The organism is Achromobacter sp., assembly GCF_050285565.1.
Classification (GTDB): domain Bacteria; phylum Pseudomonadota; class Gammaproteobacteria; order Burkholderiales; family Burkholderiaceae_B; genus Achromobacter.
Genome location: NZ_JBLZXG010000002.1, coordinates 539,564 through 563,390 on the forward strand (window position 1 = coordinate 539,564; position 23,827 = coordinate 563,390).

26 protein-coding genes are annotated in these 23,827 nt (G+C 68.5%); 14 read left to right on the forward strand and 12 right to left on the reverse strand.

Annotated elements, in window-relative coordinates:
• Window positions 1-28: 28 nt before the first annotated feature.
• The 3 genes from ACN6O8_RS05485 to ACN6O8_RS05495 all read right to left on the reverse strand — a co-directional run bounded on the left by ACN6O8_RS05485 (window position 29) and on the right by ACN6O8_RS05495 (window position 3,061).
• Window positions 29-1,882 carry a dipeptide ABC transporter ATP-binding protein gene (locus ACN6O8_RS05485; protein WP_427990043.1) on the reverse strand — a complete coding sequence of 618 codons (1,854 nt, stop codon included), beginning with the start codon at window positions 1,880-1,882 and terminating at the stop codon, window positions 29-31.
• A gap of 9 nt (window positions 1,883-1,891) precedes the next feature.
• Complete coding sequence (locus tag ACN6O8_RS05490) at window positions 1,892-2,404, reverse strand: winged helix DNA-binding protein (RefSeq protein WP_427990044.1); 513 nt, start codon at window positions 2,402-2,404, stop codon at window positions 1,892-1,894.
• Window positions 2,405-2,572: 168 nt separating this feature from the next.
• On the reverse strand, window positions 2,573-3,061 hold the full coding sequence (locus ACN6O8_RS05495) for an Lrp/AsnC family transcriptional regulator (protein ID WP_427990045.1): 489 nt from the start codon (window positions 3,059-3,061) through the stop codon (window positions 2,573-2,575).
• Window positions 3,062-3,182: 121 nt separating this feature from the next.
• On the opposite strand from ACN6O8_RS05495, the gene ACN6O8_RS05500 reads away from it, so the two are divergent.
• Window positions 3,183-4,661 carry an aminotransferase class V-fold PLP-dependent enzyme gene (locus ACN6O8_RS05500; protein WP_427990046.1) on the forward strand — a complete coding sequence of 493 codons (1,479 nt, stop codon included), beginning with the start codon at window positions 3,183-3,185 and terminating at the stop codon, window positions 4,659-4,661.
• A 55-nt stretch (window positions 4,662-4,716) separates the two neighbouring features.
• Here the strand turns inward: ACN6O8_RS05500 and ACN6O8_RS05505 are convergent, their stop codons facing one another.
• Window positions 4,717-5,097, reverse strand: a complete 381-nt coding sequence (locus ACN6O8_RS05505) for a hypothetical protein (protein ID WP_427990047.1) — start codon at window positions 5,095-5,097, stop codon at window positions 4,717-4,719.
• Window positions 5,098-5,214: 117 nt separating this feature from the next.
• Complete coding sequence (locus ACN6O8_RS05510; RefSeq protein WP_427990048.1) at window positions 5,215-6,414, reverse strand: diguanylate cyclase; 1,200 nt, start codon at window positions 6,412-6,414, stop codon at window positions 5,215-5,217.
• Between the two features lie 373 nt (window positions 6,415-6,787).
• Between ACN6O8_RS05510 and fmdA the strand changes: the two genes are divergently transcribed.
• Both fmdA and ACN6O8_RS05520 read left to right on the forward strand, forming a co-directional pair.
• The gene (fmdA, locus tag ACN6O8_RS05515) at window positions 6,788-8,017 is read left to right on the forward strand and encodes a formamidase (protein ID WP_427990049.1); all 1,230 of its coding nucleotides are present in this window, start codon (window positions 6,788-6,790) and stop codon (window positions 8,015-8,017) included.
• Window positions 8,018-8,038: 21 nt separating this feature from the next.
• Window positions 8,039-8,371, forward strand: a complete 333-nt coding sequence (locus tag ACN6O8_RS05520) for an FmdB family zinc ribbon protein (RefSeq protein ID WP_427990050.1) — start codon at window positions 8,039-8,041, stop codon at window positions 8,369-8,371.
• Between the two features lie 61 nt (window positions 8,372-8,432).
• Here the strand turns inward: ACN6O8_RS05520 and ACN6O8_RS05525 are convergent, their stop codons facing one another.
• Complete coding sequence (locus ACN6O8_RS05525; protein ID WP_427990051.1) at window positions 8,433-9,179, reverse strand: ABC transporter substrate-binding protein; 747 nt, start codon at window positions 9,177-9,179, stop codon at window positions 8,433-8,435.
• A gap of 131 nt (window positions 9,180-9,310) precedes the next feature.
• The gene (locus ACN6O8_RS05530; RefSeq protein WP_427990052.1) at window positions 9,311-9,730 is read right to left on the reverse strand and encodes a copper resistance protein NlpE; all 420 of its coding nucleotides are present in this window, start codon (window positions 9,728-9,730) and stop codon (window positions 9,311-9,313) included.
• Window positions 9,731-9,937: 207 nt separating this feature from the next.
• On the opposite strand from ACN6O8_RS05530, the gene ACN6O8_RS05535 reads away from it, so the two are divergent.
• From ACN6O8_RS05535 to ACN6O8_RS05555, 5 genes are all read left to right on the forward strand, one after another.
• Window positions 9,938-10,411 carry an OsmC family protein gene (locus ACN6O8_RS05535; RefSeq protein WP_427990053.1) on the forward strand — a complete coding sequence of 158 codons (474 nt, stop codon included), beginning with the start codon at window positions 9,938-9,940 and terminating at the stop codon, window positions 10,409-10,411.
• A gap of 15 nt (window positions 10,412-10,426) precedes the next feature.
• Complete coding sequence (locus ACN6O8_RS05540) at window positions 10,427-10,612, forward strand: hypothetical protein (RefSeq protein WP_427990054.1); 186 nt, start codon at window positions 10,427-10,429, stop codon at window positions 10,610-10,612.
• Between the two features lie 150 nt (window positions 10,613-10,762).
• Entirely contained in the window at window positions 10,763-11,308 is a 546-nt protein-coding gene (locus ACN6O8_RS05545) for a cysteine hydrolase family protein (RefSeq protein ID WP_427990055.1), read from the forward strand.
• 6 nt (window positions 11,309-11,314) lie between these two features.
• Entirely contained in the window at window positions 11,315-11,539 is a 225-nt protein-coding gene (locus ACN6O8_RS05550; RefSeq protein WP_427990056.1) for a DUF3820 family protein, read from the forward strand.
• A 145-nt stretch (window positions 11,540-11,684) separates the two neighbouring features.
• Window positions 11,685-12,020, forward strand: coding sequence for a hypothetical protein (locus tag ACN6O8_RS05555; protein WP_427990057.1), 336 nt, complete (start codon window positions 11,685-11,687; stop codon window positions 12,018-12,020).
• Window positions 12,021-12,075: 55 nt separating this feature from the next.
• On the opposite strand, the gene ACN6O8_RS05560 is transcribed toward ACN6O8_RS05555, so the two are convergent.
• Window positions 12,076-13,302, reverse strand: coding sequence for an MFS transporter (locus tag ACN6O8_RS05560; RefSeq protein ID WP_427990058.1), 1,227 nt, complete (start codon window positions 13,300-13,302; stop codon window positions 12,076-12,078).
• A 101-nt stretch (window positions 13,303-13,403) separates the two neighbouring features.
• Here ACN6O8_RS05560 and ACN6O8_RS05565 point away from each other — a divergent pair, with 101 nt between their 5' ends.
• From ACN6O8_RS05565 to ACN6O8_RS05590, 6 genes are all read left to right on the forward strand, one after another.
• Window positions 13,404-14,369, forward strand: a complete 966-nt coding sequence (locus tag ACN6O8_RS05565; protein WP_427990059.1) for a GlxA family transcriptional regulator — start codon at window positions 13,404-13,406, stop codon at window positions 14,367-14,369.
• A gap of 212 nt (window positions 14,370-14,581) precedes the next feature.
• Window positions 14,582-16,720 carry a TonB-dependent siderophore receptor gene (locus ACN6O8_RS05570; protein WP_427990060.1) on the forward strand — a complete coding sequence of 713 codons (2,139 nt, stop codon included), beginning with the start codon at window positions 14,582-14,584 and terminating at the stop codon, window positions 16,718-16,720.
• 211 nt (window positions 16,721-16,931) lie between these two features.
• Window positions 16,932-18,185: an Hsp70 family protein gene (locus ACN6O8_RS05575; protein ID WP_427990061.1), complete on the forward strand. Its 1,254-nt coding sequence runs from the start codon at window positions 16,932-16,934 to the stop codon at window positions 18,183-18,185.
• 173 nt (window positions 18,186-18,358) lie between these two features.
• The gene (locus tag ACN6O8_RS05580; protein ID WP_427990062.1) at window positions 18,359-18,946 is read left to right on the forward strand and encodes an NUDIX domain-containing protein; all 588 of its coding nucleotides are present in this window, start codon (window positions 18,359-18,361) and stop codon (window positions 18,944-18,946) included.
• Between the two features lie 75 nt (window positions 18,947-19,021).
• Window positions 19,022-19,357 (forward strand): 2Fe-2S iron-sulfur cluster-binding protein, encoded by a 336-nt coding sequence (locus tag ACN6O8_RS05585; protein WP_427990063.1) that lies wholly within the window; start codon window positions 19,022-19,024, stop codon window positions 19,355-19,357.
• A 164-nt stretch (window positions 19,358-19,521) separates the two neighbouring features.
• Complete coding sequence (locus tag ACN6O8_RS05590; protein ID WP_427990064.1) at window positions 19,522-19,656, forward strand: hypothetical protein; 135 nt, start codon at window positions 19,522-19,524, stop codon at window positions 19,654-19,656.
• Window positions 19,657-19,749: 93 nt separating this feature from the next.
• Here the strand turns inward: ACN6O8_RS05590 and ACN6O8_RS05595 are convergent, their stop codons facing one another.
• From ACN6O8_RS05595 to ACN6O8_RS05610, 4 genes are all read right to left on the reverse strand, one after another.
• A complete protein-coding gene (locus tag ACN6O8_RS05595) occupies window positions 19,750-21,051 on the reverse strand; it encodes an MFS transporter (RefSeq protein WP_427990065.1) in 1,302 nt (433 codons plus the stop codon).
• Window positions 21,052-21,190: 139 nt separating this feature from the next.
• Window positions 21,191-22,384, reverse strand: a complete 1,194-nt coding sequence (locus tag ACN6O8_RS05600) for a hypothetical protein (protein ID WP_427990066.1) — start codon at window positions 22,382-22,384, stop codon at window positions 21,191-21,193.
• A 14-nt stretch (window positions 22,385-22,398) separates the two neighbouring features.
• Entirely contained in the window at window positions 22,399-23,127 is a 729-nt protein-coding gene (locus tag ACN6O8_RS05605; RefSeq protein WP_427990067.1) for a helix-turn-helix domain-containing protein, read from the reverse strand.
• 124 nt (window positions 23,128-23,251) lie between these two features.
• Window positions 23,252-23,707, reverse strand: a complete 456-nt coding sequence (locus ACN6O8_RS05610; RefSeq protein ID WP_427990068.1) for a gamma-glutamylcyclotransferase family protein — start codon at window positions 23,705-23,707, stop codon at window positions 23,252-23,254.
• Window positions 23,708-23,827: the final 120 nt, after the last annotated feature.

Consider the following 23,827-nt stretch of genomic DNA (forward strand, 5'->3'; position numbering starts at 1 on the left):
CCGGGCCGACGTGTAGAAAAGGGAAGGTTCAGGCGGCGCGGGCCACGCGGTGGCCGGGCGCGCATTCAACCAGGGGAATGATGGCCGGCTCGTCGCCCACGCGCCGCACCGGACTGGGAATTTCGCCCTCGATCAGCGAGGTGTCGATGTGGCGGCCGGGTTCGGCCACCGGCACGGCCGCCAGCAGCTTGCGGGTGTAGGCGTGCTGCGGCGATTCGAAGATCTGGCGGCGCGTGCCCAGTTCCACGATCTGGCCCAGGTACAGCACCGCCACGCGGTGGCTGACCTTTTCCACCACCGCCATGTCGTGGGTGATGAACAGGTACGACAGGCCGCGGTCCTTCTGCAGATCCATCAGCAGGTTCAGGATCTGCGCCTGGATCGACACGTCCAGCGCCGACACCGATTCGTCGGCGATGATCAGCTTGGGGTCGCTGGCCAGGGCGCGGGCGATGCAGACGCGCTGGCGCTGGCCGCCCGAGAATTCATGCGGATAGCGGCGCGCGTGCTCGGGCTTCAGACCCACCTGTTCCAGCAGCTCGCCGACGCGGCGCGCGATGGCGGCCTCGTCGCTCAGCAGGCGGTGCGTGCGGATCGGTTCGGCGATGCTGAAGGCCACGGTCTTGCGCGGGTCCAGCGAGGCGTACGGATCCTGGAAGATGTACTGGATCTCCTGGCGCAGGCGCTGGCGGCCGGCGGCGTCCATCGAGAAGATGTCCTGGCCGTTGTAGCGCACCGCGCCCGAGGTCGGCGTCACCAGTTGCTGCAGGGTCTTGCCGATGGTCGACTTGCCGCTGCCCGATTCGCCCACCAGCGCCAGCGTCTCGCCGGGGTAGACATCGAAGCTCACTTCCTCGACCGCGTGCACGCGGTGGGTGACGCGGCCGAACAGGTTGTGGCCCACGTCAAAGCGCGTGGTCAGTTTCTCGACGCGCAACACCGGCTCGTCGTAGCGCGCCGTGTCCTGCTCGCGGGTCTCGCCCACTTCGCGCAGCGTGTCGCCTTCCAGCACCGTCTGCGGCGTGCGCAGCGGCAGGTCGCGGCCGGTCAGGCTGCCCAGGCGCGGCACGGCGGCCAGCAGGGCGCGGGTGTAAGGGTGCTTGGGGGCGCGGAAGATCTCTTCCACCGGGCCCTGTTCGACCTTCTTGCCGCGCAGCATCACCACCACGTCGTCGGCCATCTCGGCCACCACGCCCATGTCGTGCGTGATGAAGATCACGGCCGTGCCCAGGTCGCGCTGCAATTGGCGGATGGTGTTCAGGATCTGCGCCTGGATGGTCACATCCAGGGCGGTGGTCGGCTCGTCGGCGATCAGCAGGCGCGGCTGGCACGACAGCGCCATCGCGATCATCACGCGCTGGCGCATGCCGCCCGACAACTGGTGCGGGTAGCGATCCAGCAACTGTTCGGCATCCGGCAGGCGCACCTTTTCCAGCAGCGCGCGCGCCGCCTTGCGGGCGGCCGAGCGCGACAGTTGCTGGTGCAGCATGATGGCCTCGACGATCTGGTCGCCGATGGTGAACACCGGGTTCAGCGAGGTCATCGGCTCCTGGAAGATCATGGCGATGTCGTTGCCGCGGATCGCGCGCATCTGCGCATCCGAGGCGGCGGTCAGATCGATCTCGCGGTCGTCGCCGTCGCGCAGCAGGATCTGGCCGGTGGCGATGCGGCCGTTGTTGTAGTCCGTCAGCCGCATGATGGCCATGGACGTCACCGACTTGCCCGAGCCCGATTCGCCGACGATGGCCAGCGTCTTGCCCGGCCGCACGTCGAAGTCCAGGTTCTCGACGGCGCGGAACACGCCGTTGTCGGTATTGAAGTCCACCGAGACGCCGCGCACGGAGAGCAGCGGCTGGGGGCAAGAGGCGGGAATGCTAGACAACGTGGATTCTCACAGCGAGGTGGCGGCGCGGGCGGCCTGGTCGTACAGGCCCGACAGGGCGCGCAGGGTATTGGCCAGTTGGTGGCTGGCATCGTCCGCGGCGGGCGAGTCGATGAAGGGTTTCACCAGGCATTGCTCGCGCACTTCGGCGTAGCGCTGGATCGCGGCCGCGCCGGCGTCGGTGGCGGTGTAGATCACTTCCTTGCCGGTCTTGGCGCTTTGCACCACGCCCAGCCGCTCCAGCTTCTTGAGCGAATAGTTCACCAGGTGGGTGTCTTCGACATTGAGCGTGAAGCAGATGTCCGCCAGTTTCTTGCCGCGGCCGCGATGGAACACGTGGTTCAGCACCAGGATATCCAGCGAGGTCAGCTCGGGCAGCCCGGCACAGGCCATGCAGCGGACCATCCAGCGGTTGAAGGCGTGCGAGGCGATGATCAGGCCGAATTCCACCTCGGATAGTTCCGGGGCGGACGAGGCGAGATGGGAGGAGGAAACGATGGCGTCCCGGAGGGAGACGGACATGATCAGGTGGGGACGGATCGACAACAAAACGTTGGCGAATTATTGACGATTTGTGGATATGCAGGCATCCGGGATAACCCGTGGATATAAGCCGGCCGGCACTTCATCACTTGTGGCTATGTGAGGCGGCGGCCGCCGCCGAACCCCGCTCATGCCCTCGATGCGCGCCTACGCCGTGCCCCCCGAGTCCTGCAGCAGCCCCAGATCCGGCGGCCGGTTCTCGATGATGGCCTCCATGCTGAAGAAGCCCGTCACCGTGGACAGCTCGAAATCGGTGATCAGCTTCTGGTAGAAGCGGTCATAGCCGGCGATGCCGCGGCAGACCACCTGGATCAGGTAATCCCAGTCGCCGCCGATGCGGTAGAACCCGGTCACTTCGGGCAGGCGCTCCACGTGCTTGCGGAAAGCGTCGGCCCATTCCTTGGCGTGGTGGCTGGTGCGGATCATCACGAACACCGTCAGGTCCAGCCCCAGCGCGGCCAGGTTCACCTCGGCGCGGGTGCCGCGGATGATGCCGCTGGCGTTCAGCCGTTGCAGCCGCCGCCAGCACGCATTCTGCGACAAGCCCACCCGGTCGGCCAGCTCGCGCTGCGACAGCGCACCCTCGCGTTGCAGGCAGGAAATGATATTCAGATCAAATTTGTCAATTTTTTCCATAATGCCGTTCAAATGATCTGTTTTTGATGGTTTTAAGGAAAATTTAGGTGAGGTTTCAAAATTCCTTCCATCGTATGATATTCCGATCATTTTCCATCCGCCGCATCCCCGTCTCCGCACCATGTCCAACCAAGCGACCCCGGCCACCTCAGGGCCGTTGCGCCAGTTCCAGCAATCCCTGCAAGCCACCGACATCGCCGCCGCCCTGGCCGACGGCCTGATCGGCAAGGACGCCGTCATCGAAGGCCCCTTCGGCCTCAAGCCGCTGGTCTACGCCGACTACGTGGCCTCGGGCCGCGCGCTCATGCAGGTCGAACGCTTCGTGCTCGAACACGTGTTGCCGTACTACGCCAACTCGCACACCGAAGCCTCCTTCTGCGGCGGCTTCATCACGCGCCTGCGGCGCGAGGCGCGCGCCGTGGTCGGCCGCTGCTGCGGCGCGGGCGACGAGCACGCCGTCATCTTTTCCGGCTCGGGCGCCACCCTGGGCATCAACCGCCTGGTGCATCTGTTCGGCGTGCCGGCCGCGCTGGCCGCCGGCCGCAAGGTGCGCGTGGTCATGGGGCCGTACGAACACCACTCGAACATCCTGCCGTGGCGCGATTGCGGCGCCGACATCGTCGTGCTGACGGAAAGCCCGCGCGGCGGCCCGGACCTGGAGGCGCTCGACGCGGCGCTGCAAGCGCCGGATGGCACGCTGGTGATCTGCGCGTTGTCGGCCGCCTCCAACGTCACCGGCATCGTCGCCGACGTCCCGGCCATCACCCGCCGCGTCAAGCGCGCCGGCGCCACAATGGTCTGGGACTACGCTGGCGGCGCGCCGTATCTGGATATCCGCATGACGCCCGCGGCCGACGCGCCGATCGACGCCATCGTGTTCTCGCCGCACAAGTTCATCGGCGGCCCGGGCGCGTCCGGCATCCTGATCGTGCGCCGCGACGCCGTGGTCTGCGCCACGCCCACCTTTCCGGGGGGCGGCACCGTCAAGTTCGTCTCGCCCTCGGGCCACGACTACAGCGCCAGCCTGGAGGCGCGCGAGGAAGCCGGCACCCCCAACGTGGTGGGCGACATCCGCGCCGCGCTGGTGCTGCTGGTCAAGGAGGCGCTGGGCGCCGGCTTCATGGCGCGCCGCAACGCCGCCTTCGTGCAGCGCGCGCTGGCGCGCTGGCAGGGCGCGCCGCGCCTGGAACTGCTGGGTTCCTTGAGCGCCCCGCGCCTGCCGATCTTCTCCTTCCGCGTGCGCGACGGCCAGGGCGGCTACGTGCACCAGCAACTGGTCACGCGCATGCTGAGCGACCGCTTCGGCATCCAGGCCCGCGGCGGCTGCGCCTGCGCCGGCCCCTACGTGCATCAACTGCTGCAGATCGACGAGGCCGAGTCGGCGCGCCTGCGCCAGGCCATTCTCGACGGCCGCGAAATCGAAAAGCCGGGCTTCATCCGCCTGAACTTCAGTGTGCTGCTGTCCGACGCCAAGGCCGACTTCATCCTCGACTCGGTGCTGGCGCTGGCCGCCGACGCCACCGACTTCGAAAGCCGCTACGACTTCGATCCCAGCCGCGCCATTTTCTTCCCGCGTCCCGCCCCGGCGGCGGTTGCCTGACGCGGCCGGCCGTCATGCAGCGCGGGGGCGCGGCCCCCGCCGCGCGACGGCGGCGCTATTGCTTCATGTAGGGGCCGCAGGTGTCGATCCACGCGGTCTTGCGCGCGGCCAGGTCGTCCGGCTGGCCCTGCATCGCGCGCTCGGTCTTCTCGGGAAACCTGCCGCCGTCGCGCGCGCATTGCTCGTAGTCGTCGACCAGCGCGAACTCCATGTCCAGCAGATCCAGCCGCCCTTGGCACAGCGGCGCGTTCAGCTCCTGCCAGTTGGCCGTCTCGCGCCCCTTCTGCACCGCCGCGGCCTGCCGGTAGCGGGCCATGCTGGCATCGAACCGCGCCACGCATTCCTCGGCCGCGTGGGCGGCGCCCAGGGGCAGGGCGCAGGCGAGCAGGAACAGGGCGGACAGGAACAGGGCGGACAGTTGGCGAGGCGGGATCATGGGGCAGGGGGCGGCGCGGCGAGGCCGCGAAATGCGATGGCCGCATCATAACTGCCGGACGCCGTCTGGTTGCCACGCGCCTTGCGGGCAAGGGCAAGCGCTGCCCGTTCCGGCGGCTCAGGCCGAGGCTTGCGCCACCATGGGCGTGGCCGTGGCCTCGTCCGCCCCTTCCACCCGATTGCGTCCGGACATCTTGCCCCGGTACAGCGCCGCATCGGCCTGCTGCATGGTGTCGTCGAACGCCTGCGTGCCGGCAAACGGCCGTGACACCCCGATGGTCGCCGTGCAGCGGATGGGGCCATGCTGGCGGCCGCCCGGCACCTGGCTCTGGGCAATCGCCGCGCGCAGCCGCTCCGCCAGGCGCATGGCGCCGTCGCGGTCGCTGTTGAGCGCCACCACCACGAACTCTTCGCCGCCCAGCCGGCACACCAGGTCGCCCTGGCGCACCGTGTCCTGCAGCACCTGCGCCACTCGGCACAGGATCAGATCGCCATTCTGGTGGCCGTAGGTATCGTTGATCTGCTTGAAGCGATCGATGTCCACGATCAGCAGATGCGCGTACCCGATATCGCGCTGCCGGAAGTGTGCTTGCAGCCCGTCCATCAGGCCGCGCCGGTTCAACAGGCCCGTGAGCGGGTCGCGCGTGGCCATGGTGCGCAGCTCATCCGTCAGGCGCCGCAGGATCAGCCAGACCACGGCCGGCGGCAGCACCGTGCCCAGGAACGACATATAGATGTAGAACACCGTCTGGAACCGGCTCTGCATGTCCAGGGCCGGCAGGCCGCCATCCAGGATCAGCATGAACTTCGCCGCGTTCAGCCCGCAGATGCCCCCGACCAGGATGGCGAAAACGATCATTTCCAGGCGCAGATCCCTGGCAAAGGTGCGCGCGCCATACAGCAGCCCCAGCGTCATCGCCAGGAACAGCAAGGCGCACGCAGCCGCCAGCAGCGCATGCCGTGCTTGCGTGCCCCATGCGGCCTGCACCAGCGCCTGCGTCGCGGTGTAGAGAATGGCCAGCGCCAGCATGGGGTACAGCACCGGTATGGGCCGGTTGAAAAACCGCACCGCCCCGAGCGCATACGCGAACGGGGCGCACAGGGTCAGGGTGTGGTTGATGAAGTTCATCGCCCCCGGTCCTGGCGCGGCGGCCAGCAATTGCAGGATGTAGGCCACGCCCAGCAGCAGGTGGCCGGCGGCGAACACGTCCGTGCCCATCTTCTTGCCGCCCAGCCGGGTGCTGATCAGCAGGAACATGGCGCAAAAGCAAAGCAGGTGCACGCAGAGCATGCCGAGGATGACGACAGAGGCAACCATGGAGTGACGCGCGTGGCGGGGGCGGCCGGAACCGCAGTCGCAGAGGGATGGCGGCCGAATGCGCGTGTTGGCACCTCAAACCGCCGCGTTAAGCCGCTTCGGCGTCCGATGGACGCCTTCAGGCCGGCGCATGGTAAGCGTAGGTTTCAGTTTGCGTCAAGATTGGCGGCGGCGCCGCGCACGCCGGCGCGGGCATGCGCGGCGCCGCCGACCACGTCAAGTGCATGGAAAACCAGTATGGCAATCGCGCCGAACGCGTCTACCATCGTTCACATGTCAAGGAATCGAAGACCCGATCCGCCCATGGGCAAGCGGGCGACCCTTCCGGCTGTAGTTCTGTTTTATCAACATGTTGCGTTGGAGATGAAAGAGAATGACCGATACCCTCATCCAGGTCGACCTGACCCAGTCCCCCTACGAGAACGAGAAGATCCATAACCGCTGGCATCCGGACATCCCGATGGCCGTCTGGGTCAAGCCGGGCGACGATTTCATCCTGGAAACCTACGACTGGACCGGCGGCGCCATCAAGAACGACGACAGCGCCGACGATGTGCGCGACGTCGACCTGTCCACCGTGCACTTCCTGTCGGGGCCGGTGGGTGTCGAAGGCGCCGAGCCGGGCGACCTGCTGGTGGTGGACCTGCTCGACATCGGCGCCAAGCCCGACAGCCTGTGGGGCTTTAACGGCTTCTTCAGCCGCAACAACGGCGGCGGCTTTCTCACCGACCACTTCCCCCATGCGCAGAAATCCATCTGGGATTTCCACGGCATGTTCACTTCGTCGCGCCACATTCCCGGCGTCAGTTTCGCCGGCCTGATCCATCCGGGCCTGATCGGTTGTCTGCCCGACAAGAAGTTGCTGGACACCTGGAACCGGCGCGAACAGGCGCTGATCGACACCAACCCCACCCGCGTGCCGCCGCTGGCCAACCCGCCGGCGCCCAAGACCGCGCACATGGGCGCGCTGCAAGGCGCCGAGCGCGACCGCGCCGCGGCCGAGGGCGCGCGCACCGTGCCGCCGCGCGAGCACGGCGGCAACTGCGACATCAAGGATTTGTCGCGCGGCGCGCGGGTGTTCTTCCCGGTCTACGTCAAGGGCGGCGGCCTGTCGGTGGGCGACCTGCATTTCTCGCAGGGCGACGGCGAGATCACCTTCTGCGGCGCCATCGAGATGGCCGGCTGGGTGCACATGCGCGTCACGCTGATCAAGGGCGGCATGGACAAGTACGCCATCCGCAACCCGATCTTCAAGCCCAGCCCGATCACGCCGGCCTACAAGGACTTCCTGATCTTCGAAGGCATCTCGGTGGACGAGGGCGGCAAGCAGCACTACCTGGACGTGAACGTGGCCTACCGCCAGGCCTGCCTGAATGCCATCGAATACCTGAAGAAGTTCGGCTATTCGGGCGCGCAGGCCTATTCGTTGCTGGGCTGCGCGCCGGTGCAGGGGCACATCAGCGGGGTGGTGGACATTCCCAACTCCTGCGCCACGCTGTGGCTGCCGACCGAGATCTTCGACTTCGACATCCAGCCCTCGGCCTCGGGGCCGGTCAAGCACATCCAGGGCGGCGTCGACATGCCCTTGTCGCGCGACCGCTGAGGCCACGCCAGGGAGACCGACATGCCCATGTATGACTACGCCTGCGCCGCTTGCGGCGAATTCGCGGCGCTGCGGCCGCTGGCGCAATGGCGCGATCCGGCCGACTGTCCGCGCTGCGGCGCCGCCTCGTCCCGCATCGTCGGCGGCGCGCCCGCGATCTCGGCGCTGTCCTCGGCCATCAACCGCGCCCATGCCGCCAACGAACGCAGCGCCAACGAACCGCGCAGCTCGCGTTCGGGACACGGCATGAATTGCGGCTGTTGTGCGGGCGGACGCAAGTCCGGCAAGAACCGCGCCACGGCCGACGGCGCCAAGTCCTTCGCCGGTTCGCGGCCCTGGATGATCAGCCACTGACGGCGGCGGCGATCCCGGTCGATGGCGGCCCGGCATCGCCGCCATCGACCTCTCTGGTTTCTTATCGAGGCGCCGGTTCCAGCGGCGCCACGGCGGCGCCCTGGATCCTGTGGCGCGCCAAGGCCTCGGCGACGAAGCCGCTTTTCTTCATGGCTTCGACAAAAGCGGACAGGTAGGCGCTGGCCTTGGCGCCGCGGCGCTTGGGCACGCCCATGGCCTGGCGGATCAGCATGAAATGGCCGTCCAGCAGGCGCAGGCCTCCCAGGCGTTGCGCATCGGCCTCCAACTGTTGCCTGACGCCGGCCGCCACTTCCATGTTTTCCTTGATGAAGGTGTCGACCACGGCGGGCGAGGTGGGCGCGCGGAACAGCTCGGCGTGTTTGATTTCGCGCGTCAGGTACAGGTCATAGGCGCTGCCCTTGCCGACCACCACGCGCTGGCCGGCGCGGTCCACCTCTTGCATGCGGGTGATGGGGGAGTCGTCGCGCACCAGGTAGGCGCCTTCGATCACCACGTACGGCGCGGTGAAGGCGATCTGCTCGCCGCGCAGCGGATCGATCGCGAAAAAACCCACGTCGGCCTGTTCGGCGGCGACCGCGTTGACGGAATCGCCGGCGGACTTGAACGTCACCAGCTCCAGTGCCACGTCGAGCCGGCGGGCCAGTTCCGTGGCCAGGTCGACCGACACCCCCCCGGGCGCGCCGGTTTCGGGATGGCTGTTGGCGAGGATCGGGTTGCCCAGGTTGATGGAGGCGCGCAGCACGCCGGTCGGGGCAAAGGCGTCGAGCAATTCGTGGTCGGTCTTCATGGCTTCCTTTCTTGGAGGCGCGTTGCCCGCGGCGCGGCGGGCGGCGCGGCGGGTGCGGCAGCAAAGAATAGCCGGAAGCGGGATGCTTGCGGGAACGGCGCCGCCAGGCGCGGGGGCGCCGTTCCGGGGGGCTACTGCGCGCGCCGCAGGATGTAGTGCGGCGCCAGCGGGCCGGTGGGGCGGGTGCCGTCGCGGTACAGCATGATCACCTGGTTTTCGGCGACGAAGTAGCGCTGGCTGTCGCCCGAGGCGTCCAGGCGGATAGTGCTGCCATCCGACTCCCAACTGAAGGTGCCTGCCACCGCTTCGGGTTGCGGCTGGCGGTCCAGGTACTGCGTGGTGCGCTCGTAGTGGCCATCCTTCATCAGCGTCAGGCGGGTACGGATGCCGGGGCAGTCGGCGCAGGGCAGGGTGCCTTCGTAGCTGCCCGGCCAGTCGAGCGAATCGCGCGCCGTGTGGTTGTCCACGGGCACGGCGGAAGTGGGGCGGGAAGGCGCGCAGCCGGCAAGCAGGGCGACTGTCAGGGTGCAGGTCAAGGTGGTTTTCATCATGGCGAGCTCCTGTGTTGCAGTGCGTCCACGATACGGACGCACGCCCATCCTTGCTGAAACGGGATGTAAAGGCAAGGCCGCCCCCGCCGGCCGCGTGGTGTCCGCGATTGACCGCGACGCCGCCCGTCGCGGCGCGCCGATGGCGCGCGGCTTGCGCTACGCTAGCAGTCTTTGCGCGCCATTGGCGCGACACCCGAGGATGCCGCAATGAAAGGCGAACACCACTACGACGTCAGCGTGACCTGGACGGGCAACACCGGCAAGGGCACCGCCAGTTACACGGCGTATGCCCGCGACCACGTGATCCAGGCGGCCGGCAAGGCCGACATTGCCGGCTCCGCCGACCCGGCGTTCCGCGGCGACGCGGCGCGCTGGAATCCCGAAGACCTGCTGGTGGCGTCGTTGTCGGCCTGCCACAAGCTCTGGTACCTGCACCTGTGCGCGGTCGAGGGGATCCGCGTGACGGCCTATCGCGACGAGGCGCGCGGCGTCATGCGCGAAGACCCCGAGCGCGGCGGCGCCTTTGCCTCGGTCACGCTGCGGCCCGAGGTCACCATCGCCGCGGGCGGCGACGCCGGCCTGGCCGAAGCGCTGCATGCCCGCGCCCATCATTTCTGCTACATCGCCAACTCGGTGAACTTCCCGGTGCTGTGCGAGCCGCGCATCGTTGTGGCCGGCTGACGCGGACGGATCCGCATGACGACACCGACGATCTGGGGCCGGCGCAGCGCCCGCAATGTGCAGAAGGTGCTGTGGCTGGCGGGCGAACTGGGCCTGGCCCATGAACACATTCCGGCGGGCGACCAGACGCGAACGCGCGCTGGCGCATCCCTTGGCGCATCCTTTACGTATCCTTTTTCGCATCCCTTTTTTGCGACGTAGACCCCTCATGCTCCTGCCTCTTGCCGACTGGCCGCGGCGCGCGCCCGACCTGGCTGTAGCGGATCTGCGCCTGCGTCCGCTGCGTCACGGCGACGCGGCCGATTGGTATGCCTATCTGCGCCCCGACCCATCCCCTTCTCCGAGAGAACCATGACATCCGCCTTGATCGTGATCGATGTGCAACGCGCCCTGTTCGAGACCACGCCGGAACCGGACGACACCGACGCCGTGCTGGCGCGCATCAACGACCTGGCCGAGCGCGCCCGCGCGGCCGCCGTGCCAGTGATCTATGTGCAGCATGAGGCGCCCGGCGGTCCGCTGGCGCATGGCGCACCCGGTTGGCAGTTGGATACGCGCCTGCGGCCGGCCGACAGCGATATCCGAGTCCGCAAGACCACGCCAGACTCCTTCCTGCGCACCGACCTGGACGACGCCCTGTCGCGGGTGGGCGCCACGCACCTGGTGGTGTGCGGCTACGCCAGCGAGTTCTGCGTCGACACCACCGTGCGCCGCGCCGCGGCGCTGGGCTATCCGGTGACGCTGGCGGCAGACGCCCACACCACCCAGGACAAGCCGCATGCGGCCGGCGCGCAGATCCGCGCGCACCACAATGCCACGCTAGCGTCGATCTCCAGCTTCGGCGTGAAGATCGCCGCGTTGCCGGCGGCCGACATCGCTTTCGGCCGCGCAGGGTAGCGATTCATGGATCCGCAACTGCTGCAACTGCTGGTCACGCGCACCATGCCTTTTGGCAAATACCAGGGGCGCCTGATCGCCGATCTGCCCGGGCCATACCTTGCCTGGTTCGCGCGCAAGGGCTTTCCGCCGGGCGAATTGGGGCGCCTGCTGGCCTTGATGCACGAGCTCGACCACAATGGCCTGTCGTCCCTGCTGACGCCGTTGCGCCAGCCGCCGGCGGCGCGCTGAATCGCGCGGGGAAACCGCAAGAAACAAATCTCGCCGCCGGCGTAGCGTCTTGGCACGCCCCCTGGCCGCGCGCGGGGCTACGATAGACCCGCGCGTTGCCGGGCCGGGATTCTGGCCCGGGCGCGTTCAACGAAGAGAGGTCCTTATGAAGAAACTCCCGTTCAGCGCCGTGCTGCTGGCCCTGGCCTGCCTCGGCGGCGCGGCCCAGGCGCAGAATGCGGCGCCGGTCACGCAGGAATTCCAATACCCCAGCCAGCGCGCCAAGGATGGCAGCCTGTCGCCCCCGTCCACCTTGCGCATGACCGTCACGCCGGATCCGAACTCGACCGCTCCAGCCGTGATCCGCGACACGCCGCAGAGCCAGGCCGAATATGTGCGCTGCCGCGAAGTCTCGGACCGCGCCGCCGTGTCCAATGCCCAGATGCAGGCCGGCGTCGCTCAGTGCCTGCGCGAACTGGAACAGCGCCGCCAGCAGCAGTAAGCGCAGGCGCGCGCGGCGTGGCGCCGCGCCGCGTCTGGCCATGGCCGCGCCGGCTTCAAGCCGCGCCGGCCGCGCTGGCGTTGCGGGCCGACCCGCGCGCCCAGTGCCAGGTCATCAAGCCGGCGGCCAGCACCACCGGCAGCATGGCGGCATTCAGCGCCTCCCAGCCGAACGCATCCAGCGCCGGTCCGGCCGCCAGCGTCGCCACGGCGGTGGCCGCATAGCGCAGCATCTCGGCCGCGCCCTGGGCGCGGGCCCGCTCGGACGGGCGGTAGGACTGCGCCAGCAGTGTGGTGCCGCCGACGAACATGAAATTCCACCCCACTCCCAGACAGAACAGCGCCGCGTAGAACGCGGGCAGCGCCGGCGATGACATCGCGATCAGCGCGCAGGCCAGGTTCAACATCATGCCCGCGCCCAGCACCTTGGCCAGCCCGAAGCGTTGGATCAGCGCGCCAGCGAAAAAGGCGGGCGCGTACATGCCAACCAGGTGCCACTGCATGATGTTGGCGCCGTCGCCGATGCTGTGGCTGCACGCCACCGCCGCCAGCGGCGCGGCCGTCATGATGAACATCATCGACACCGATCCCACCACGTTGTTGGCCAACGCGGCAATGAACACCGGCTGGCGCGCCACCGCCCGCAGCGGGCGCGGCGGCAGCCCGGCCTGGACTGCGCCCGCCGCCACGGGCGCGTCGGTATCGCGGTAGAAGCCGAACAGCAGGGCGGCGGACAACAGCGCCAGCAGCGCCACCATCAGGTAGGCGCCGGCGAACGCTACCGGCGCGAACAGATCGCGGCTCCAGGCCGCCAGCGCCGGGCCGGCGATCGCGGCGACGACGCCGCCGGTCATCACCACCGAGATCGCGCGGCTTTTGGCGGCCGGTTCCACCGCGTCGGCCGCCGCCAGCCGGTAGTACTGCGCAAACGCCTGGAACACGCCGACCAGCGCGGTGCCGGCGCAGAAGGCCCAGAAGTCGGCGTGGAACACCGCCCAGACCGAGATGCCGCCTCCGGCCGCGCCCGCCAGGGCGCCCAGCGTGAAACCGTTGCGGCGGCCGATGCGCTGCATCAGCAGCGAGGCGAACCAGGTGACTACGGCGCCAGCGACGGTGATCAGCGCGAACGGCAGCGTCGACAGCGCTTTGTCGGGCGCCAGCATGTGGCCGGTCAGCGCGGTCAATGTCAGGTCGATGGAAATGGCCGCGATGAACAGGCCCTGGCAGACGGCCAGCAGGCGGGCGTTGCGGCGGCCCGTGGCAAAGGAGGACAAGGAGGGCATGGGAGGGGGGCGAAGGGGACAGGGGGGTTTGACATGCCTCACTGTACCGACGCACACTTTGGCGTGAATGACATAATTCCCTCAAAAAACGCCAAGTCGCCATGACCCATCACGTCGCCTTCCTGCTGGTGCCCGATTTCCAGTTGCTGGACCTGTCCGGGCCCGCCGCCGTGTTCCAGACCGCCGGCCGCTTCGCGCTGAGCGCCGCCGGCCCGGCGTATGCGGTACACGTCGTATCCGAGCACGGCGGCCAGGTGCGCAGTTCCTGCGGCATCGCTGTGCTGACGCAGCCGTGGCGCGACACGCCGGCCGACACCCTGGTGGTGCCTGGCGGCGAGGGCGCGCGCGCCACCGCCGTCACGCCCGCGCTGCGCGCCCGCCTGCTGGCGCAGCGCCAGGCAGGCCGGCGCCTGGCCAGTGTCTGCACCGGCGCCCTGGTGCTGGCCGGCGCCGGCCTGCTCGATGGCCGCCGCGCGACCACCCATTGGCGCCATGCCGCGATGCTGGCGCGCGATCACCCGGCGGTGCGTGTCGAGCCCGACCGCATCCACATCCGCGACGGCGATACCTGGACCTCGGCCGGCATCACCGCCGGCATCGACCTGGCGCTGGCGATGGTCGAGGCCGACCTGGGCGCCGAACTGGCGGCCGCCACCGCGCGCGAGATGGTGGTGTACCACCGCCGCTCCGGTGGCCAATCGCAGTTTTCGACGCTGCAGGATCTGGCGCCCGACAGCGAGCGCATGCGCGCCGTGCTGGAGCACATCCGCGCCAACCTGGGCGCGGCGCTGACGGTGGAGCATCTGGCCGAGGTGGCCTGCGTCAGCCCGCGCCAGTTGCTGCGTAGCTTCAAGGCCGAAACGGGCGAAACCCCCGCCAAGGCGGTCGAACGCATCCGCGCCGAGGCGGCGCGCGCGCGCATCGAGGCCGGCGACGACAGCATCGACAGCGTGGCGCGGCGCGTCGGTTTCATGGACAGCGAACGCATGCGGCGCGCCTTCCTGCGGGTCTACGGCCAGCCGCCGCAAGCATTGCGCCGCGCCGCGCGCAACGCCGCGTTGGCATGACCGCGCCGATACCGAACGTCTGCGCCACGCGCGCGGTCTGCTCCGGGCCGGTCTTCTGCGTCCCCCCTCCGTGCGCGCGCCGGCGCATGCCCCGGTGTTCACGGCGCCGCGCATGATCACCATGGCAAGAGTCTTACAAACGCCGAGACGTTGCGGTTTCTCCGTGAAATTGTATGAGAATAATTCTCACTTTCACGGAAGGAGAAGTACCCATGCGTTTACGGTTCAGGAACAAGGCGCGCCGCGCGCGGGCGGCACGCCATTGGCCGCTGTGGCTGGCGCTGGCGGCGGGGCCGGCGCTGGCCGATGGCGCCAAGGACGCGGCCACGTTGCCGGCGGTCACGGTCAGCGGCGAACGCCAGGCCGGCGCCGCGTCGCAACCGACGCTGGCCAAGCTGCCCTTGAGCGTGCGCGAGACACCGCAGTCAGTCTCGGTGATCGGCCCGCAACAGATCCGCCAGCAGAACCTGCATACCCTGGACGACGTCATGCGGCACGCCACCGGCATCACGGTGCAGCCGCACCATCACCTGACCACCGCCTACTTCGCGCGCGGTTTCCAGATCGAATCCTTCGAGCAGGACGGCGTTCCGGCGATGATGGGCAACCGCGCCGCCGCGCCGGAAGACATGGCCATTTACGAGCGCGTCGAGATCCTGCGCGGCGCCAACGGCCTGTTGCATGGCGCGGGCAATCCCTCGGCCACCGTCAATCTGGTGCGCAAGCGGCCGCAACGGCAATTCGCCTTCGGCGGTGAACTCAGCGCCGGCAGTTGGGACAACTATCGCACCGAAGTCGACCTGGGCGGGCCGCTGAACGACAGCGGCAGTGTGCGCGGCCGCGTCGTCGGCGCCCTGGCCGACCGCGGCTTCTTCCAGGAAAGCGCGAACGAGAAGACCGGCCTGTTCTATGGCATTGGCGAGGTCGACCTGGGCCCGGCCACCGTGCTGTCGGCCGGCCTGCAGCACAGCCGCGTGCGCTCGCATCCGCCATCCAGCATGGGCGGGTTGCCGCGCTACACGGACGGCGCGCCGATCGGCCTGCGGCGCTCGGTCAACCTGGAGTCCGCCGGCAGCCGCTCCGACTGGAACACGACGCGCGTGTTCGCGGATCTGGACCACCGCTTCGGCCAGGGTTGGCGCGCACGGATCAGCGTGGACCACCTCCGTTCCGATTCCGAAATGAAATACCTCACCGTCAATGGCGGGATCGATCGCCAGACCGGCCTGGGCGCCAAACTGTCCGGCGGCGGCATCAAGTACGACAACAGCCAGACCAGCGTCGATGCCTACGTCAGCGGTCCGGTCGAACTGTTCGGCCGGCGCCACGAACTGCTGTTCGGCGCCAATTCGCTGCGAACTTCGTACGAGAACCTGAATGCCGACGTGACCAGCCCTCAGTTGAACATGCCGATGGACGTGTTCAACTGGCATCCGCGCGACGTGCCCGGCTACGACATCGGCCCCTACACGTCCGCGGGCATCAATCGGGCGCGCGAGCAGGGCGTGTACGGCATGGGCCGCTTCTCGCTGGCCGATCCGCTCACGCTGGTGCTGGGCGGGCGCGCGGACTGGAGCCGGCAGGAATCGCCCAAAGCGAGCCAGCGCATCAATGCCAAGTTCACACCCTATGGCGGGCTGATCGTCGACCTGGACCGGCAATGGTCGCTGTATGGCAGCTACGCGCAGGTGTTCATGCCGCAAATTGACCAGTTGGATCGCAACGGCCAGGCGCTCGATCCGATCACGGGCACCAATTACGAGGCCGGCGTCAAGGGCGAACTGATGGACGGCGCGCTGAACGTGTCGCTGGCGCTGTTCCAGATCCAGCAGAAAAACCGGGCCCAGGCCGATCCCTCGGTGGTGTGCGCGGGCAGGCGCTGCCCCTCCGTTGCCGGTGGCGAGGTCCGCAGCCGCGGTTTCGAGGCCGAGGCCGCCGGCGCCATCACGCCGTACTGGACGGTGGCGGCAGGCTACACCTTCAACACTACCAAATACCAGGTGGACACACGCGCCGAGGGCCAGCCCTACGCCAGCTTCACGCCCAAGCACATCTTCCGCCTGTGGACCGAGTACGCCCTGCCGGCGCTCGAGCGGCGCCTGAGCGTGGGCGGGGGCGTGCAGGTGCAGTCGGGCTTCCACAACGTGGCGGGGCCCATCACGCTGCGTCAAGGGGGCTACGCGCTGGCCGACATGCGGGTGGCCTACCGCGTGGACAAGCACGTGACCGTGGCGCTCAACGCCAACAACCTGTTCGACCGCGTCTACTACCAGCGCCTGAACGACGCCAGTTGGACCAACTACTACGGCGAGCCGCGCAACTTCATGCTGACGGTGCGCGCCGAGTACTGACCGCCGCCAGCCCCGCCAGCCTCGCCGGCCCTTGGCCGGTCTGGCTGGCGCAGGTGCGGGGCCATGCCGCCGGCTTCGGCGGTGGGCTGCTGGCGGCCGTGGTCACGGCGGCTTGCGTGGCGCTGGCGCTGCGCCGCCCGGGGTGACATGGCGTTTCGGGCGGTTGCGGCTACACTTGTGCGCCGTTTTGCTTTCAAGCCCCCGAAATTCCATGATTTCCACCGCATGCGGCGTCGACTTCGGCACGTCGAACTCCACCGTCGGCTGGAGCCGCCCCGACCAGCGCGCGCTCCTGGCCCTTGAAGACGGCAAGACCACCTTGCCCTCGGCCATCTTCTTTCACGACGAAGACGCCGAGGTCAGCTACGGCCGGGCCGCCATCTCCGACTACCTGGCGGGCTACGACGGGCGCCTGATGCGCTCCATGAAAAGCCTGCTGGGCAGCTCGTTGATCGACGGCTCCACCGAGGTGCAGGGCCGCTCGATCCCGTTCCGCGTGCTGCTCACGCGCTTCATCGCCGAACTCAAGCGCCGCGCCGAGACCGCCGCCGGCCGCGACTTCACCCGCGCCGTGCTGGGCCGGCCGGTGTTCTTCGTCGACGACAACCCCGCCGCCGACCAGACCGCCCAGGACACGCTGGGCGAGATCGCGCGCAGCGTCGGCTTCACCGACATCGAATTCCAGTTCGAGCCGCTGGCCGCGGCTTTCGACTACGAATCGCAGATCGACCGCGAGGAACTGGTGCTGGTCATCGACATCGGCGGCGGCACCTCCGACTTCTCGCTGATTCGCCTGGGGCCGGATCGCGCCGCCAAGCCGGACCGGCGCGACGACATCCTGGCCTATGGCGGCGTGCACATCGGCGGCGTCGACTTCGACAAGCAGCTCAGCCTGGCGCACGTCATGCCGCTGTTGGGCCTGGGCAGCCAGTTGCGCAGCGGCAAGGATGTGCCGTCCACGCAGTACGGCAATCTGGCCTGTTGGCACACCATCAACCAGGCCTATAGCCGCAAGGCGGCCGAGCATTTTGCCTACATCCGCGCCGAGGCCGGCGACCGCGACAAGATCGATCTGCTGCTGAACCTGGTCAAGCAGCGCGCCGGCCACTGGGTGGCGGTGCAGGTGGAAGAGGCCAAGATCGCGTTGTCGGAGGCGCCGGCGGCGCGCATCGACCTGGCGCGCATCGCGCCCGGGCTGGGCGTGGACGTCACCCGGCCGTCGTTCGACGCCAGCGTGGCGCGCCTGATCGAGAAGATCGAGCAGACCGTCGGCAGCCTGCTGCGCGACGCGGGCGTGGCGCCGGCCGATGTGGACACGGTGTTCTTCACCGGCGGTTCGAGCCGCGTGCCGCGCCTGCGTGATTGCGTTTCGGCGCTGGTGCCGCAGGCGCGCAGCGTCGAAGGAGACCTGTTCGGCAGCATCGGCGCCGGCCTCGCGCTGGACGCCCGCCGCAAGTTCGACTGACGCGCCCGCATCGCGCCGTCACCGCCGGGGCGCGTGGCGGCGCCCGCGTCGGTTCGTGGGGGCGAGCGGCGCCGCCCGCGACCATGACGCGGTCGCGGTGGGCGCCGATGGTAAGCTGCAAGCTCTTCGCGCCGGCCTCCCCGGAGGCTGGCGCCCGCACCCATTACGCCGCCATGACCGACAAGCCCGACTCCCACCTGTTCGAACAACGCGTCTCCAGCGAGGCCGCCTACGACGGCCGCTTCCTCAAGATCCGCAACGACACCGTGCGCCTGCCCAACGGCAACACCTCCACGCGCGAATACGTGGTGCATCCGGGCGCGGTGGTGGTGATTCCGCTGCTGGACGATGGCCGTGTGCTGCTCGAACGCCAGTACCGCTATCCGATCGGCCGCGTCATGACCGAATTCCCGGCCGGCAAGCTCGACCCGGGCGAAGACCCGCTGGCCTGCGGCAAGCGCGAGCTGCTGGAGGAAACCGGCTATACCGCCACCCAGTGGGCCCGCGCCGGCGCGCTGCACCTGGCCATCGCCTATTCCACCGAGATCATCCACATCTACTTCGCGCGCGGCCTGCGCGCCGGTCCGCAACAGCTGGATCAGGACGAATTCCTCGACGTCTTCAGCGCCCGGCCCGAAGACCTGTACGCCGCCTGCGCCAAGGGCGAAGTCACGGACGCCAAGACCCTGACCTGCACGCTGTGGCTGCAGAATGTGCTGTCCGGCGCCTGGCAGCTGGACTGGCAGGACTATCCCGCGTGAGGGTGGCGCCATCCAGGGGCATTGCCCCGGATGCCGACACGCCCGGCCCGCGCGCACAGACCGCCTCCTCCGACCATGACCGCATTTCCCGTCCTGCTGCATCCTTCCGGCCTGCGTTTCGAGGCGGATCCCGACACGCCCTTGCTGGCGGCCGCGCAGGCCGCCGGTATCAAGCTGCCCAGCTCGTGCCGCAACGGCACCTGCCGCGCCTGCATGTGCCTGCTGCTGGAAGGCGAGATCGCCTACCGCATCGAATGGCCGGGCCTGTCGCGCGACGAAAAGGAAGAGGGCTGGATCCTGCCCTGCGTGGCCCTGGCGCGCGCGCCTCTGGAGATTCAGTCGTTGCAGGCCGCGCCCATCGAGCCGGCCGCGCCGGCGCCGCCACGGCCCCTGACCGGCGCGCGTCGCTAGGACAGCGGCTCGCGGCGCCTGCCGCGCGGGCATGGGCGTGACGCCCGGGTTGAGACGAATCAGCAGAAAATAGCGATTATTTCGCTAAATAATTACCCTTGCGCCGCGCATACTGCCCGCATGGCGTGGCATCCGGCCTCGCCGCTTTTTTCAGGAGCAGGAACATGCTGGATTGCGTGAACTACCAGAAGGCACTGACCGGTCGGATTGGCGAGTTGGGCGCGTTGACGCCCGACACGCTCAAGGGCTATCAGGCGTTGTCGGCCGCCGGGGCCAAGACCGCGCATCAGGCCACGTGACACGCAGGGGGCCCGTGGCCCTGGCCCGGACGGCGGTGGCGCGGCCAGGCGCGGCGCAAGCCGCCGTCCGCGGCCGTCCAGATGCGGCGCGCCTCATTCGTGCCGCTGCATCGCCGACTGGTGCTTGGTGTCGCGCATGGTCGCGTACACCAGCAACGAAATGAAGATCACGGCCGCCAGGTAGTAGTAGAACCATTGCTCGTGGCCCTGCTGCTTGAACCACAACGCGATGGCCGGCGCCGTGCCGCCGAAGATCGACACCGTGATGGCGTAGGGCACGGCCACGCCGGTGGCGCGGATGTTGGTCGGGAACAGTTCGGCCTTCACCACCGCGTTGATCGAGGTGTAGCCGGCCGTGAAGACCCAGGCCGCGCAGATCAGCAGGAAGGCGATGAACGGCGAGCGCGTCTGCGACAGCGTCATCAGCAACGGCACGGTCAGCAGCGCGCCGGCGATGCCGAAGAACACCAGCAGCGGCTTGCGGCCGATGCGGTCGGACAGGGCGCCATACAGCGGCTGCAGGATCAGCGCGAAGATCAGCGAGGCGGCGATCACATAGGTGGTGACGATGTCGGAGAACCCGGCGGTCTGCCGCACGAAGGTCTGCATGTAAGTGGTGAAGGTGTAGAACGCCGCCGTGCCGCCGGCCGTCAGGCCGACCACGATCGCCACCTCGCGTGGATAGCGCAGCAGGCCGCGCAGCGAGCTGGTCTGCGGCTTGGTCTGGCTGGCCTGCTTGTAGGAGTCGGTTTCCGGCATGTCGCGCCGCATGACGGCGGTGATGATGGCCAGCATGGCGCCGATCACGAACGGAATGCGCCAGCCCCATTGCACCAGTTGCTCGTGCGTCAGGAACACGTTCTGCAGCAACAGCAGCACCAGGATGGCGCAGAGCTGGCCGCCGATCAGCGTGACGTACTGGAAGCTGGAATAGAAGCCGCGATGGTCGGGGTCGGCGATCTCGGTGAGGTAGGTGGCGCTGGCGCCGTATTCGCCGCCCAGGCTCAGGCCCTCGATGACGCGTGCCAGCGCCAGCAGCGCCGGCGCGGCCAGCCCGATCGAGGCATAGGTGGGCGTGACCGCGATGATCAGCGAACCCACGCACATCATGCCCACCGAGACCATCAGCGACAATCGTCGCCCGTGACGGTCGGCCAGGTGACCGAACAGCCAGCCGCCCAGCGGCCGCACGATGAAACCGGCGGCGAACAGCGTGGCGGCGTTCAGTTGCTGCACGACCGGGTCGTGCGAGGGGAAGAAGGCGGGGGCGAAATACAGGGCGAAAGCGGTATAGGCGTAGAAGTCATACCATTCGACCAGGTTGCCCATGGAGCCGACGAAGATCGCCTTGATGCGGCGCTTGGCGTCGGGCATGTCGAGATACGCTTGGCTCATATCTGTCTTCCGCGGAGACGGTACGTGCCTATCTTGCGCCTCTCGGCGCAAAAATGCACCTGCGCGCCCGTCCGAATTGCGTGTTCAGCTTGGCGTCAATAAGCGCGGTGGCGCCGCCTTTTCGCGCTTGCCCCCGGGGCTACTTGCGCGGCGGCTCGATCACCGTGCAGGCGGCCGCGCCGGCTGGCGCCAGCGCGTTTTCGCCCAGCAGGGCGCGGGCGCCGCAGGCCGAAGTGAACATGCCCTTGTTGTCGTGGCCGACGCCGGACACTTCGAAGCCGGCGCGATGCAGCGTCACCGGGCGGTTGCCGCGCGCGGCAACGAGGCGCTCGTATTGCAGGTAGGCGGTGCCGCGCGCCAGCCGCGTGGCGCCCTGGGCCTCGGCGCCGCAGGTCTTGTCCAGCAGCCGGTGCTCGGGGTTGTTGTCGGCGCCGCCCAGCAGGTAGGTCACATCGCGCGCCGCGTAGCGGATGAACAGGCGCGTGTCGTCGGTTTCCTGGGCATAGGCCGGCAGCTTGTCGGTGCCGTACTTGTACTGATTGTAGGTGGGGCAGATGCCGCGTTCGTAGGGCGCATAGCCCCTGCCGTCGGGACGCGGGCGTTCGCGGGTCAGGTACAGGTACGAAGAGGGATTGGCCACCACATAGCGCACGGCGATGCCGTCGCGCCGCAGCGGGCCGTCGATGGCATTGAGCACCGCGTAGCGCTGCACCAGCTGGCCGCCGCCGGAATGGCCGGCCAGCACGATGCCGGCCAGGATCGGCAGGCGCTTGCGGTCGTCCAGGCTGCGCAGCAGGTCGTCGATCACCTGGAACGAACTGACCGGCGCCGGCCGGCCGTTGGCCTGCACGCTGTCCTCGCCGTCTTCCCAGCTGGACTTGCGCCAGGCCGCCATGCCGGCAAAGCCCGAGTCGATCACCCCGACAAAGCGCGGCGCCAGGATCAGGGTGTCGTTGGCGCGGGCGGGATTGGCGGCCAGCACTGTGGCGGCGGTTTCGTAATAGGCGTCGGCGTTGCGCTTGACCCCGTGGAACACAATCACGATTTGCTTGATATCGCGCAGGTCGCCGCGCGCCAGGTTCCGGTTAGCATAGACCGGCACCTTGTAGCGATGGCCGGGTTTGCCCAGTTCGAGCGTCTGCCAGCGCGGCACCACCACCCGCTTGGGTGCGGGCACGGGTTCATCGTAGTCGTAGGGATCGGGTAGCGGCGTCTGCGCGCGCAAGGCCACGGGCAGCAAGGCCGCCAGGGTCAGCGTCGCCACGCCCAAAGCCTGGCGCGAGCGCGACGGGCGCGGCGCCGGGAACGGCTGGGCGGCAAGCGCGCGGCGCATGGCGCGGGCGGGCGTCAGCAGCCCTCGTGGCCCAGCAGTTGCTTGAGCGCGGGCTGGTCCAGGATGCGGACCTCGCGCTGGTTGATGCGGATCAGGCCGTCGCGCGCGAAGCGCGAGAACAGCCGGCTGACCGTCTCCAGCGTCAGGCCCAGGAAGTTGCCGATTTCCTCGCGGCTCATGCGCAGCACGAATTCGGTGGACGAATAACCCAGTGATGCATAGCGTTGCGACAGGTTCAGCAGGAACGCGGCCAGGCGCTGCTCGGAACGCATCGAGCCCAACGACGCCAGCATCTGGTGCGAGCGCGTGATCTCGCGGCTCATCAGGCGGCGGAATTGCTGCTGCAGCGAGGGCAGGTGGGCGGCCACGCGGTCGACTTCGTTCAGGCGGATCACGCAGACTTCGGAGTCTTCCAGCGCGACGGCGGCCGAGACGTGCTTGCCGTCGAGCATGCCGTCCATGCCGACGATCTCGCCGGGCAGGTGAAAGCCGGTGATCTGGATCTGGCCGGTGGCGTCTTCGAGCTGCGTTTTCAGGCTGCCGAAGCGCACACCGTAGACGGCGTCCAGCGGATGATCCAGCGAATACAGCATCTTGCCCTTTTCGAGGCGCACGCGCTCTTTCACCAGTTCGTCCAGCTTTTCCACTTCGGCGGCCGCCATCCCGACCGGGACACACACGTGGCCCAGCATACACGTGGAACAGTGGGCGGCATCAGGGGCAACGGGAACCCGTTTTTGCATACGATGACCTTTTTAGTGCCCGGACCCGGCAGGAGGCCTGGAAAGGGCTGAAAGCGTGGAGACAGGTACCCATTGTAGTCCGTTGTTACTACGGGTGTCTTACGGGGGATTCCGGGAAGTCGTCCTAGGGGGGCAGGCGGGGCGCGCGGGCCTGGCGGTAGGCGATCCAGTCGTCGCTGTCGACATCCACCGCGGCTGCGCGCCAGGCCGGATCGATGGGGTAATACTGGCAGGCCACCGGGGGCGCATCCGGGGCCGCATCCCGCGCGGCATCCGGCGCCAAGGGCCGCGCCAGCACCGGCCGCCGCACAAAGAAGCCGGGGCGGCCGGGGACGTACTCCTCGATCTCATCCATCAGGCGGAGCAGTTGCGGCGTCACCTCGAAGATATCTCCGCGCACCCGGCGGCCGTCTTCGACCGGAATCAGCCCGGGCCAGTCCCCGAAATCCACCAGCACGCCCGGCACCGTCGCCGCGCCGACATGGCGCGGGGGCGGCAGGCCGCGGCGCAGCGCGGCTTGCGCCAGATCATTGATTTCGCCCGCGCGTAGCGTGCCGTAGACAAAAACGTATATGCTCATGGCTCAGATTGTTGCTGCAAGCGGATGTGTTGCCAGACCCAAACCCATGAGGCCGGCGAGGTATTGAAATTCTCGCATCCGGCCGCATATTCAGGTCATCGAGCCCGCCGGCGCGTATCG